The sequence below is a fragment of the Arthrobacter sp. CAN_A6 genome (assembly GCF_015751715.1).
GTDB lineage: Bacteria > Actinomycetota > Actinomycetes > Actinomycetales > Micrococcaceae > Arthrobacter_D.
The window spans coordinates 183,469-195,447 of the sequence record NZ_JADOUV010000003.1 but is presented as its reverse complement, the minus strand read 5'-3'; the positions used below and the strand labels follow the sequence as shown (position 1 = coordinate 195,447).

Sequence of the window (11,979 nt, the reverse complement as noted above, 5' to 3'; positions counted from 1 at the left end):
CGCGTCGTTTCGTGTCTCTCCGGGGAAAGAGCGCTGCTTGTTTGTCTACCTGGCGCACGATAGTTGGGCAGGAACTCCCTGACGAACAGTATGTTTTCGGTCAAGGTATCGGAGCTGGTCCATGAGCGCACGGAACACCGCCTTACGGAGTTCCGTGCGGAACTGTATTGCCGAGCTTGCGCCACACCTCGGCGCGGGTTCCGTGGACTTTAAGTCCAACCGGAAGAGAAGTTAGGCGAAGCACCTCGTTGATGTGAAGCCGACGGGCGCGTTCTTCGCCGGCTGCAGAGCGTACATGCTCCCAATGGAACGAACCAACCCACGGCCCAGGTTGCGCTTGACGAATGGTAAGGGTCTATCCGAGTGGTTAGCTGACCACTTTCGCTCTTAAATTTCGGTCCTTCAGGTTCTCCTATCGAACCCCTCCCAGCTCAGAGAAGCAGCAACAGTGTCTCCTTGCGTGATCCACCACACTCCCCTTACCCTTTATACATCTTGTCCGTACTACTTGTACGTACACCTCGCCCCGCACAGAGAGAAGATTCGCCAATGGCAGCCGAATCGCTTCCCAAGTCCCGCATTCCCCTGTTCGACGGCATGAACCGCATCCCCGGCGGACTCATGCTGATTCCCCTGATCCTCGGCTCGATCGTCGGAACGTTCGCTCCCGGTTTCCTCGAACTCGGCAGCTTCACCACCGCCCTGTTCGCCGACTCGGCCCTTCCCCTCATCGCTGTCCTGATCTTCGCCACGGGCATGCAGATTACCGCCAAGGCGTCGGGCCCCGTGCTCGCCACCACCGGCGTCATCCTGCTGTTCAAGACGGTCATCCCCGCGGCCCTCGTCGCAGGCCTCGGCCTGGTCGTCGGCGTCGAGGGCATCCTTGGGATTTCGATCCTCGCCCTCCTTGCCTCCTTCGACAACAGCAACGGCGGCCTCTGGCTCGCCTTCACCGGACGGTACGGCGACTACCGAGACCGCGGCGCCTACATGGCCTCGGCCATCAACGACGGACCTTTCTTCACCCTCCTCTTCCTCGGCATGTCCGGTCTCGGCAACATTCCGTTCCTCACCCTCCTCGCCGCCGCCATCCCCCTGATCCTCGGGTTCATCGTGGGCAACCTCGACGCCAAGTGGACCGAGGTCATGCGGCCCGTGCCGAACATCGTCATCCCGTTCTTCGCCTTCGCCCTCGGCACCGGCATCGATCTCAAGAACGTCATCGCAGGCGGCATCGGCGGCATCTTCGTCGGCATCGCCGCCACCCTGATCACCGGCGCCCTGGTCTACTTCGGCTACCGGTTCATCCTCCGCCGTGGCGGAAAGTCGGGCATCGGCATCGCTTCGGCCACCACGGCCGGCAACTCGATCGCCACACCGGCCATCGTCGCCGCCGCCGACCCCACCTTCGCCCCCTTCGTCGAGGTCGCGACGGCGCAGGTCGCCTCCGCCGTCCTCGTCACCGCGATCTTCGCGCCGCTCCTCGCCACCTGGGTGCTCAAGCGCCAGGGCGGCCTGGACACCGACGACGCCGTCAGCGTTGTCCCCACCTCCGCCTCCGAGCTCCCGCCCGCGGGTGATCCTTCGGCACCGCCAAGCACTCCCCGGCGGACGCAGGACGACGAACGGTGACAGACTCCCTCCGCGCGCCCATCGTCGGCATCGCGGCCGACGACGTCACCGGCGCCACCGACTCGGTAGTCCAGTTCTTCCGCTCCGGCTGGGCCTCGCGCCTGCTCCTGGGCGAACTGCTGCCGGGCTCGGTGGAAACGGGCAGCGCCCTGGCGATGAACTCCGACGCACGGGCGATGGACCTGGCCTCGGCACGGGATGCGACGGCCAGCGCCGTCGCCGGCCTGATCACCGCCGGCGCCGACCACCTGTACCTGAAGATCGACTCGACGATGCGAGGCAGCGTCGAAGCCCAGGTGGCCGGAGCCCTCGACGCCTGGCAGGAGCAGCACCCCGGCTGCATCGCCGTCGTCTGTCCGGCCTATCCCGCCATGGGACGCACCATCGAGGACGGCCTGCTGCGCGTTCACGGCAGCCCGATCGAGGATACGCCCGCCGGCCGGGATCCGGTCACGCCGGTCCCCACGAGCGAGTTCTCCCAGCTCCTGCCCGGCACCACGGCCATTTCCCTGAATGGTTCACCGGACGAGGACGCCCAGGCGCTTCGGGACGCGGCGAACGGCCGAGTGGTGGTCGTGAATGCAGCGTCCGACGGCGATCTCCGCACCCTCGCGGCGGCCCTCGTCGCGTCTGGCCCGACGGCGATACCCGTCGGATCAGCCGGCCTCGCCGCAGCGATGGCGGAAGCGTGGGCACAGGCAGCACCAGCCCTGACCACGCCGGAAGCCGCGCCCGCCGCCCAGGGGCAACGCATCGTCGTCGTCGTCAGTTCACTCCATGACGTTGCGCGCGCGCAGACCGACCATCTGCGGGAACAGCTCGACCCGGCGGACCTCCGCATCCTGCAGCCCGACGACTCACTGCTCGACCAGCCGAACCGGCTCCACCAGTGGGCCGCCGCAGAACTGGAGTACCCGCAGACTCTGCCCCGCATTGTCGTCGTCCTCTCCCCCGACGCCGTCGGCGGCTCCGAAACCCTCAGCGGTGCCGCCATCGCGCGCAGCCTCGCCTCGGTGGTGCAGCAGACGCTGCACAGCACGGACGTCGGTGCGTTGGTGCTCGTCGGTGGCGACGGCGCCCGCGCGGTCCTCGACTCGTGCTCCGCCCAAGCACTGCGCATCACCGGCGCCATCCAGGAAGGTATCCCCGTCGGTGTCGTCGAAGGTGGCGCTGCTGCCGGGAAGATCGTCGTCACCAAGGCCGGCGGTTTCGGCCCGGTATCCGCCCTGCTCGACACCGTCAACGAACTCACCACGACCCTCGCCCACTCAACGGAGGCACACCCATGAGCATCCCCACCCTCGCCGTCACAATCGGTGACGTCGCCGGCATCGGGCCGGAAATCACCGCCAAGTCGCTCCTCGGACACGACGACATCCGACAGGAATGCATGCCCGTCGTCATCGGCGACGAGGCAGCCATGCGCCAAGGCGTCATCAACGTCGGCGGCGACCCGGACAAGGTCCGCGTGCTGAACTCGATCGAGGACGCCACGAACGAACCCGGCATCATCGAACTCCTGCAGACCGGCCCGTCGCTGGCCGACGTCAAGATCGGCGAACTCAGCGCTGCCGCCGGCGACGGCTCCTACCGCTTCGTCGTCGAGGCCTGCCGCTTGGCCCGCGAGGGCAAGGTCCAGGGCATCGTCACCGCTCCCCTCAACAAGGCCGCCATGCACGCCGGTGGGCACAAGTGGCCCGGCCACACGGAGCTGCTGGCCCACGAGTTCGGAGTCAAGAACTTCAGCCTGGTGCTGTCTGCCGGCGACCTCTACTTCTTCCATCTCACCACCCACGTCTCCCTGCGGCAGGCCATCGAGGACCTCACCCCGCAGCGGACGTCCAACGTCATCGAACTCGTGAGTGCCTTCACCAAGGCGCTCGGGAACCCGGACGAGCCCATCGGACTCGCCGGACTGAACCCGCACGCCGGCGAGAACCGCCTGTTCGGGGACGAGGACGCGGACATCCTCGCCCCCGCCGTCGCCGCCGCACGTGAGGCCGGCATCAACGTCCACGGACCCTTGCCGGCCGATGCCCTCATCCCCGCAGCGGTGAAGGGCAAGTGGAACATGGTCATCGTCTGCTACCACGACCAGGGGCACGCGCCCTTCAAGGCGGTCTACGGCGACGACGGCGTGAACATCACCGTCGGCCTGCCCGTAGTCCGCGTGTCGGTGGACCACGGGACGGCATTCGACATCGCCGGCCAGGGCATTGCCCGCGAAGCGAGCCTCGTCCTGTCCTTGCGCCGTGCGGCACAGCTGGCTCCGGGCTGGGACCACGTCTGGCGGACCGCCCAGATGAAGTAGGGATTGGAACGAGTAGCTGAGCACGGCTGTAAAAGGGAGGCGCCCATTCCTGATGGCCGCACCTAGGATCGAGATCATGACAAGTGATGAAGACCTGGATCCTCCGGTGCCCAGCTACCTCGAGGGCATCACGCTGAAGCGGGTCCACGACGGACAGGGCACCGAAAAGCACGACGACGACTCGGCATCAGTGGACGGTCCAGGCGAGTAGGTCCTTGCTGCGGGTCCTCCGAAGCCCTTGACCATCAACCTGAAGCGGAGTGAACCCTCATGGCTGGACCAGATTCTTCGGACGCCCCGGGACGTCCGTTGGACTCCGATAGCAGCGATCCGCTTCACCTGCAGCTGCGCGGGCATCTGCAGGCACAGATCCTGAATCATTCGTTGCCGCCGGGCACGTCGCTGCCCAGCGAGGCGCAACTACAGGTGCGGTACGGAGTGTCCCGGTCCGTGGTGCGTCAGGCTCTCGGCGCCCTGGCCGACGAGGGGTTGATCGAGCGCGGCCGGGGACGTGGCAGCACCGTGGCCCCCCGCCGGGAACACCATCGGCTCGTTCATCGAACGTCGGGGCTCTCGGCCCAACTCGGCAGTACCGGGGCGAGTGTCGGCACCGAGGTGCTGTCGCTGTCCGTGCAGGACGCCGATGCGTCGACGGCGGTTCTCGGGACTCCACAGGTTCTCTCGCTCGAGCGGCTGCGCACGGCCGACGGCGTCCCCATCGCCGTCATTCACACGTGGCTCCCGGCGCCCGCGTTCGCCGACCTCACCGCCGAGTCACTGCAGGACGCTTCCCTCCACGCGGTACTCGGAGAAAAATTCGGGGTACAGATCACGTCCGGCAAGCGGCAGATTCGTGCCGTCCCGGGCGACCGAAACCTGCTGCGGTTGCTGCGGCTGGAGACGTCGTCGCCCGTGCTCCTGCTGGAGGGCACGAGCTTCGACCAGGATGGGCGACCCGTGGAGGTCTTCTCTACCTGGCACCACCCGGACCACGTAGTGTTCGATATCGACATCCAGCGGGAGCCGGCGGTGCCGGCCTCAGCCGGCAGCCTGGCGTCGCCTGCTGCCGAAGCCCCGGACGCGGTCGCGGACCAAGCCCGCCAACTCGGCGCGGACCTGCTCCGCCTCGCTGACCGGCTCTCGCACCGAGGCTATTGATCCATGCAGGCTGCATCACCAGCCGGGCCCGCACCCAGCGATGAGGAGTAGTCTCAGCCCACCACTGCACGTCAAAATTTTAGTGAAGGAGTTCCCTATGGCAGACAAATCACCCAAGAAAAGCGGCGGCAAAACGGCCGCTGCAAAGTCTCTCAAGGAGAAGCGCGCCGACAAGAAGGCGAAATCGCCGAAGAACACAAGCGCCTGAGCCAGATCGGGTGTTGAGGAGCCGGACCTACGGGTTCGGCTCCTTTCGTCGATCCGGCTGATGTTCTTTCCCGGTGACGGGGGTATGGCCCGTCGAAGTGTTCCCGACCTGGCATCACCCCGACCATGTGGTGTTCGACATCTACGTTGTGAAGGACACCGGTCCGGCGCCACGCGCGGACCCCCAAACGCACGACGACGGGACTTCCGCGCCGTCGCAGACCGCGCTCGCTGGAACCACCGTGCCCCCGGACGCGGCGAAGCGCGCGCGGCGACTCGGGACCGAGCTGCCGCAGCTGGCCGATGACCTCAACGCGGGATCCGGGCAGCCCTAGGGGTAGTGCACGTTCGAAGCGCCGCCCGATCGGCGTTGATCAGACGGAGTCCTGAGTTGAGACTTTCCGAGGGCATGAATCGACGTTGTACTGTGATGGCGTGATCCTCCCCAATACTTCCCAGAACGCCGCGGCGGTCGCGGATCACTACGACGAGCTCGATCCGGTTTATCGTCGAGTGTGGGGCGAGCATGTCCATCACGGGCTATGGGCGACGGGTCGCGAGACGCCCACTAAGGCCGTCGAGGCGCTCGTCGACACGGTTGGCAATCGGCTGGGCCTTCTGCCCGGCGAGGCGTGCGTCGACATCGGTTGCGGCTACGGCTCCACCGCGAGGCAGCTCGCGGTGACACGCGGGGTCCGCGTTACCGGCCTCACGCTTTCCGATGAACAGGCCCACTACGCCGCCACGCATCCGGTACCCGAGGTGGACATCCACCTCCGCGACTGGCTCGACAACGGGCTGACCGATGCCTCGGCCGATGCCGCATGGGCGATCGAGTCGAGCGAGCACATGGTCGACAAGCCCAGGTTCTTCGCCGAGGCGCATCGCGTGCTGTCGCCCGGCGGCCGCTTCGTCGTCTGCGCGTGGCTCGCCGAGACTGATGCCAGCGGTTGGAAGGTTCGCCACCTGCTCGAGCCGATCTGCCGCGAAGGGCGCCTGCCCTCGATGGGCACGCGCGAGGAGTATGAGGCGATGGCAATGGCTGCGGGCTTTGTGATCGATAGCTATGAGGATGTCAGCCGCCGCGTCGCGCGCACCTGGACGATCTGCGCCCGTCGACTGGTGAAGGCCTTCCTCGTGGATCGCGAGACCCGTCGCCTCGCCATTGGCGCACGCAATCGCTTCGTTCTGAGCATCCCCCGCCTGATCCTGGCCTACCGCACCGGTGCGATGCGCTACGGGATCTTCACGCTGTCGAAGGCGAGGGAGAACGGGGCGCCTCGCGAACCCGGCAGTTCAACGCAGCAGGAGTCAGCCTGATCACCAGCACCCCTGCGGTCGAACTTTGGAAGACCAGAACGAGGGCATCGGCACCCAGGCCCGCCGCGCCCTTACGCGGGCAAGCGCTGGACGTACTCGATCATCTAGAGCGATTCTGCCTTGGCCGCAATCTCTCCCAGGTCCTTGGCCAGCGCCTTTCGGGTCATGGTCATTCCGATCTTGCCGACCAGTGCCAGCAGAATTCGGCTGAATCTGTTGGATTGCGTGACCTCCGCGCCGAAAACCAGCGTCAGGTCTGTTCCGCCATTCCGCTCCGCCAGGGTGAAGCGGGTGGTGTAGTCAGCCCCGCCCTGGAGTGCTTTGACCGTGGTACTGCGGGGCGGATCGGACTGCGCCACCCACATCTCCACGGTCTCCGACCGACCCATCATTTTGCGGGTCTCCTTCCAGCGCGTGCCTTCTCCGTAGGGTCCGTCGCTGAGCATCTGCACCGACTCGACGCCGGACAGGGTTGCCTCGGCGCCTGCAATATCCGAGATGACGGACCATACTTTCTCCGGCGAAGCGTGGACGTGCTGGGTAAGGCTGATGCTGGAATCCATCCGCCGAGCCTAGCCTCAGACCCCGACAATTAAGAGACGAGCGCCGGCACAATGCCACCGTTCGCCACTCCGTCAACTTATTCTCCTGTGACAGAAGAGGTAGTTGCCTCAGGCAGATCCGGTTAGGGTCGTTGGACCGAGCACGAAAATCAAGCTAGGGGATTCTCGATGAAAAGTAGTTCAATAGGTCTTGCGGCAGTAGCAGTCGCAGGGTTTTCACTCTTCTCCGCCGCACCCGCCTTGGCCGTCGGCCTTCCTTTTGCCACCTGCGGCGACGCCGCTGCTGTTGGCGTCTACAACATTCCAGTCGGCACTCCGGGCTACCAGCCCGGACTCAATTCCGATGACGATGAAACTGGCTGCGACGCAGCGGGCAATCCCCCTTACGACGCAAGCATCGTTGCGCGCATCGTCCAGGAGAATACGCCCCCGACCACCCCGCCGGCGGTTCCAACGACGGCTCCTACCCAGATGGGGCAAATGCCAAGAGGTGGTGCTGAAACAGGTGTGGCACAGACCCCCGAGGACGACGCCACGGGTGCCATTGCACTCGGTGGCGGTCTGCTTCTGGCAGCTGTCGGCGGAACCTACGTGGTCCGCCGTCGTTCCGCCGCGTATTCCTAGACCAACAGCAGGCTCCTAACTCCGTTCCGGGGCGAGCAGTGAAATGGTCCTGACCGAAGAAATTCGGCCAGGACCATGTCTCATTGACTAGCTAAGCGGCTCACTGAGTCGCTCCCGCTGTGATGCAAAACCAGCAAAAAAGAACCTGCTACCTAGCCAGTCGCATTCATCCGCTTGCCGCCCTTGATGACGGTCTGGATGGTGGTCTCGGGTGATGCCAGCACCGTGACGTCGTCGAGCGGGTTCTCGTTCAGAATCAGCAGGTCGGCAAAGGCACCGGCTGCGACAACACCCAGCTTCCCCTCGAGGCCGATCAGCTCGGCAGCGGTGACCGTGGCAGAGAGCAGTACTTCCTGGGCGGATTGCACCTGCGCCCGGATGCGGAACTCCTGGCTCTGGTGAATCTGCATCGCACCCAGCAGGTCGGTGCCGAAGACGATCTTCACGCCGCCCTTGTTGGCTCGATCAAGTGCCTCGAGCCCAGCGTGCAGCACGATATCGACTTTCTCGCGGCTGGCGGCGGGCAGGCCTGCCGCTTCCCCGTCAGCCTTCAGCCGCTCGTAGGTGATGAGGGTGGGAACCAGGTACGCGCCCTTCTCCACGAACAGCTTCACGCTCTCGTCGTCGATCAGGTTTCCGTGCTCGATGCACCGAACGCCGAGCCGCAGACCGCGGTTTACTGCGCGGGCGGTGTACGCATGGCCACAGACGTACCGGTTCGCGCCTTCCGCCTCCTCGACGACGGCCAGGATCTCGCTCTCCGAGAACTGCGTCGAATCCACCCGGTCCGTCGGAGACGCGACACCACCGGAGAGCATGATCTTGATATGGTGGGCACCGGTCCGCAGCTGATCCCGCGAAGCCTTCCGCACGGCGTCGACGCCGTCGCACACGATCCCGATCGAGGGGCAGCACTGGTGCGGATCGCTGACGCTGGCGCCCATGCCGCGCATGTCCCCGTGCCCGCCGGACTGCGACAGCGCCTTGCCGCCGAAGATCACCCGGGGGCCGATGAACAGCTCTTCCTCGACGGCGAGCGCCACACCGTAGTCAGCGCCGGCCACGTCGCGGACCGTGGTGAATCCCCGCGCCAGCATCGCCTTGAGGTTGCGCGCGGTGTGGGCGGCGACGTAATTGGGCGACCACTCCCCCATGGCGCCGAGGTCCGCCGTCGCTGCGGTGACGTGGACGTGGCTGTCGATGAGGCCCGGCATCACGAACTTGCCCTGCGCGTCGATGGTCTCGCCGTCGAAGCCTTCGACGTCGGCCGCTCCGGAGTCACCCACCCAGGTGATGACACCCTCCTCGACCAGGATGCTCTGACCTGGGGAAGCAGTGCCGTGCTGGATGTCCAGGACCGTTGCGTTTCGGATGTGCAAGTGTTGTGCCGTGGGCATGCTGCTCCTCATGGTGGGCCGCGGATGAACCTTCGCGGCGTGTCGTCGAGTGACCTTGACTGCCGATATACCTGACACGATGATCACAAGTAATGAACGAACATGCAACATTCGTTGCAATCCATGTTGCAAATCATGAGGGGCATTCTTGTTGCAAATCACCGACTGGGTGGATGGGCTGGTTCTGGGACGAAAGGCGAGCCCGGGGATCGAAGCGGTATTGAACGTCATCCGGCATGACGCCGGCCCGGCCTCCTTCATGTCGACACAGGAGCTGGCCACCCGGGCGAATATCAACGTGGCAACCGTGGTGCGCGCCGCCCAGTTCCTCGGGTTCTCGGGTTGGTCCGCACTCAAATCCGAACTCCGGCACCGGTACCTTGCCTCGATGACCGCCGAAAAGCTCCTCGACAAGGACTCTTCCCCGGGCTCGGGGCCGGCAGGCGCGTCGCTGGCCAGCGATGCCCGGAACATGACGCGGTTGGGCAAATCTCTGGACCCCGACCAGGTAGCGCGGGCTGCTGCCATCATCGCCTCAGCCCAGCGCACCATAGTGCTGGCGACTGGAAGTTACGCGGCAGCCGGCTTCCAATTGGCCCACGTAGGCCAGTGGATGGGCCGGGACATCGAGCTGCACACCGCACCCGGCACCGCCCTGGTCAACCGCCTGCGGATGCTGGAGCCGGGCGACTGCCTGGTCAGCTGCAACTTATGGCGTGCGAGCAAGTTCGTCCTCGAGGTGGTGCGCGTAGCCGCGCACCGCGGTATCCGCATCGTGGCTCTCGCCGATCGCAAGACCGGAATCACCGACCTCGCCCAGGAAGCCCTGGTGGTTCCCAGCGAGGGTTCCAGCTTCATGCCTTCCACCGTCGCAGCGGTCTCCACCGTGCAGGCGCTCCTTGCCGAGCTGTCAGCAATCGACCCTGCAAGGACGACGACGGCACTCCGGGAAACCGAGGAATTGTGGGGCCAACTGGATCTGGTGGACCCCGCCTGATCGTCTGATCCGGGCACATAACCACTTGTTTCAATCAAATGAATTTCTGCAATAACTATTGCAATAGCACTTCCAATCAGTGAGACTTCTCTCTAATTGCCGTCCGCCCCGGCACCTTCGAGAGGCTTTTTCATGCAGACAGTGCACGTCATCATCCTGGTGGGTTACATCCTGCTCATGGTCCTGATCGGAGCGTGGTTCAGCCGCAGCAAGACCGTTGCCACCGGCGAGGACTTCATGCTGGCAGGCCGCTCCCTCCCCACCCCGGTGCTCGCCGGGACCCTCCTTGCAACCTTCGTCGGATCAGGCTCCATCATCGGTGGAGCAAGCTTCGTGTACACCTACGGGCCGGTCGCGGGAATCTTCTTCTTCGCCGGAACGATCGTGGGCATCGTGTGCCTCTACTTCATGGCCACCAAGGTACGGAGGCAGTCACACCACACCATCCCGGAGATGCTGGAGGACCGCTTCGGCAAGCCCGTCCGCGTGCTGGCAACCATCATCATCCTGGTGGCCTTCATCGGCATCACGGCCTATCAGTTCACCGGGGCCGGTGCCATCCTCAGCGTCATCACCCCGCTCAGCACCGCCCAGGGAACAATTGTCGCCGCGGTCCTGATCACCTTCCTCGCCCTGGGTGGAGGCCTCAAGTCCGTGGCCTGGACGGACTTCGTCTCAGTGATCTTCATCGTCGTCGCCCTGGTGGCTACCCTTGCCGTCGTCTTCATCGGCGACGTCGGTGGCGTCGGAAGCTACGTGAACCGCCTCGACCCTGCACTGACCTCGCTCACGGGCAGCCTGACGCCCATCCAGCTGCTGGGCTACTTCCTGCCCCTGTTCCTGCTCATCCTCGGTGATCAGAACATGCACCAGCGTCTGGCGGCAGGACAGGATGAAGGCACTGCCCGGAAAGCGACCATCGGGTTCTTCATCGGTGCCGTCGTCATCCTGGGAACGATCATCCTTCTCGCGTCGATGTCCTCGTTCCTGCTTCCGGACATCGATCCGGGACAGGCCATCCTCGGTCTGGCCGGGACGGACCTCGTGCCGCTGGGCATCGGCGGCATGCTGCTTGCCGGAGCCTTCGCGCTCATCGTGACCACCGGTTCCTCCTACCTCCTGACCTGCTCTGGAAACATCGTGTACGACCTCGCCTTCCAGCGGAAGAACGCTGTAGCCAACCCGGACAGGGCATTGAAGCTGGGCCGCTGGGCTGTCCTTGCGGTGACCGTTCTCGCCTACGTGATGGGACAGTTCTTCCCAAGCGTCCTCGCGCTCCAGATGTACGCCTACACGATGTACGGGGTTGCGATCACGCCCGTTGTCCTGGCAGCACTGTTCTGGAAGCGGGCCACCTCCAAGGGCGCGATTGCCGGAATGGTTGTCGGTGGAGTGGTCACTGTGGCGTGGCAGGCTAGCAGCATGTCGGCGGACGTCAACGCCGTCGTCGTCGCCCTCCCTGCAGCCGTCATCGCCCTCGTAGCCGTGAGCCTCGCGACGAAGGACAAGGGTGCCAGTGCCACCACCGAAGACGCCGAGTCGTCGGTTCTGGCCGAGCGCGAGATGTAGCAGCCGTTGCGCGTCGCCCCGGCGTCGACGGTCCTCCCGATGGAGGGGACGGGCTACGATCAGGACGGGCCCGCCGGGGTGTTTTCGACCTAGCATCATCTCGATCAGGCGGAGTTCGACAACGCTACGCCACCGGGGAAATCATCGAACCGTGTTGCCGGTCGCACCTGGCAGCAGGGAGCCGAGCTACTGAGCCCGGCT

General features: G+C 65.1%; 12 protein-coding genes. 10 read left to right on the top strand and 2 right to left on the bottom strand.

Annotation, left to right across the window (positions count from 1 at the left end; all coding sequences use genetic code 11):
- Positions 1-549: 549 nt before the first annotated feature.
- The 7 genes from IWX75_RS07115 to IWX75_RS07090 all read left to right on the top strand — a co-directional run bounded on the left by IWX75_RS07115 (position 550) and on the right by IWX75_RS07090 (position 6,628).
- Positions 550-1,632 carry a 2-keto-3-deoxygluconate permease gene (locus IWX75_RS07115; protein ID WP_196821544.1) on the top strand — a complete coding sequence of 361 codons (1,083 nt, stop codon included), beginning with the start codon at positions 550-552 and terminating at the stop codon, positions 1,630-1,632.
- A complete protein-coding gene (locus IWX75_RS07110; protein ID WP_196821543.1) occupies positions 1,629-2,921 on the top strand; it encodes a four-carbon acid sugar kinase family protein in 1,293 nt (430 codons plus the stop codon). Before IWX75_RS07115 ends, IWX75_RS07110 begins: the two co-directional genes overlap by 4 nt.
- Positions 2,918-3,943 (top strand): 4-hydroxythreonine-4-phosphate dehydrogenase PdxA, encoded by a 1,026-nt coding sequence (gene pdxA, locus IWX75_RS07105; RefSeq protein WP_196821542.1) that lies wholly within the window; start codon positions 2,918-2,920, stop codon positions 3,941-3,943. The genes IWX75_RS07110 and pdxA overlap by 4 nt, the downstream gene beginning before the upstream one ends.
- A 76-nt stretch (positions 3,944-4,019) precedes the next feature.
- Positions 4,020-4,154, top strand: a complete 135-nt coding sequence (locus tag IWX75_RS17665) for a hypothetical protein (RefSeq protein ID WP_334684166.1) — start codon at positions 4,020-4,022, stop codon at positions 4,152-4,154.
- A 59-nt stretch (positions 4,155-4,213) separates the two neighbouring features.
- A complete protein-coding gene (locus IWX75_RS07100; protein WP_196821541.1) occupies positions 4,214-5,101 on the top strand; it encodes a GntR family transcriptional regulator in 888 nt (295 codons plus the stop codon).
- Between the two features lie 281 nt (positions 5,102-5,382).
- Positions 5,383-5,643, top strand: a complete 261-nt coding sequence (locus tag IWX75_RS07095) for a hypothetical protein (protein WP_196821540.1) — start codon at positions 5,383-5,385, stop codon at positions 5,641-5,643.
- Positions 5,644-5,743: 100 nt separating this feature from the next.
- Positions 5,744-6,628 (top strand): class I SAM-dependent methyltransferase, encoded by an 885-nt coding sequence (locus IWX75_RS07090; protein WP_196821539.1) that lies wholly within the window; start codon positions 5,744-5,746, stop codon positions 6,626-6,628.
- Between the two features lie 104 nt (positions 6,629-6,732).
- On the opposite strand, the gene IWX75_RS07085 is transcribed toward IWX75_RS07090, so the two are convergent.
- The gene (locus tag IWX75_RS07085; RefSeq protein WP_196821538.1) at positions 6,733-7,191 is read right to left on the bottom strand and encodes an SRPBCC family protein; all 459 of its coding nucleotides are present in this window, start codon (positions 7,189-7,191) and stop codon (positions 6,733-6,735) included.
- 168 nt (positions 7,192-7,359) lie between these two features.
- Between IWX75_RS07085 and IWX75_RS07080 the strand changes: the two genes are divergently transcribed.
- Entirely contained in the window at positions 7,360-7,815 is a 456-nt protein-coding gene (locus IWX75_RS07080; protein WP_196821537.1) for an excalibur calcium-binding domain-containing protein, read from the top strand.
- A 152-nt stretch (positions 7,816-7,967) separates the two neighbouring features.
- Here IWX75_RS07080 and IWX75_RS07075 read toward each other — a convergent pair whose 3' ends face one another.
- Complete coding sequence (locus tag IWX75_RS07075) at positions 7,968-9,212, bottom strand: metal-dependent hydrolase family protein (protein ID WP_334684165.1); 1,245 nt, start codon at positions 9,210-9,212, stop codon at positions 7,968-7,970.
- 148 nt (positions 9,213-9,360) lie between these two features.
- Between IWX75_RS07075 and IWX75_RS07070 the strand changes: the two genes are divergently transcribed.
- Together IWX75_RS07070 and IWX75_RS07065 are read left to right on the top strand one after the other, a co-directional pair.
- Positions 9,361-10,209 (top strand): MurR/RpiR family transcriptional regulator, encoded by an 849-nt coding sequence (locus IWX75_RS07070; protein ID WP_196821535.1) that lies wholly within the window; start codon positions 9,361-9,363, stop codon positions 10,207-10,209.
- 132 nt (positions 10,210-10,341) lie between these two features.
- Positions 10,342-11,778 (top strand): sodium:solute symporter family protein, encoded by a 1,437-nt coding sequence (locus IWX75_RS07065; protein WP_196821534.1) that lies wholly within the window; start codon positions 10,342-10,344, stop codon positions 11,776-11,778.
- Positions 11,779-11,979: the final 201 nt, after the last annotated feature.

Excerpts from the sequence above, each read along its gene's own strand:
- IWX75_RS07115 (WP_196821544.1), top strand. The coding sequence starts at position 550 with ATGGCAGCCGAATCGCTTCCCAAGTCCCGCATTCCCCTGTTCGACGGC.
- pdxA (WP_196821542.1), top strand. The coding sequence starts at position 2,918 with ATGAGCATCCCCACCCTCGCCGTCACAATCGGTGACGTCGCCGGCATC.
- IWX75_RS07065 (WP_196821534.1), top strand. The coding sequence starts at position 10,342 with ATGCAGACAGTGCACGTCATCATCCTGGTGGGTTACATCCTGCTCATG.
- IWX75_RS07075 (WP_334684165.1), bottom strand. The coding sequence starts at position 9,212 with ATGCCCACGGCACAACACTTGCACATCCGAAACGCAACGGTCCTGGAC.
- IWX75_RS07080 (WP_196821537.1), top strand. The coding sequence starts at position 7,360 with ATGAAAAGTAGTTCAATAGGTCTTGCGGCAGTAGCAGTCGCAGGGTTT.
- IWX75_RS07085 (WP_196821538.1), bottom strand. The coding sequence starts at position 7,191 with ATGGATTCCAGCATCAGCCTTACCCAGCACGTCCACGCTTCGCCGGAG.
- IWX75_RS17665 (WP_334684166.1), top strand. The coding sequence starts at position 4,020 with ATGACAAGTGATGAAGACCTGGATCCTCCGGTGCCCAGCTACCTCGAG.
- IWX75_RS07100 (WP_196821541.1), top strand. The coding sequence starts at position 4,214 with ATGGCTGGACCAGATTCTTCGGACGCCCCGGGACGTCCGTTGGACTCC.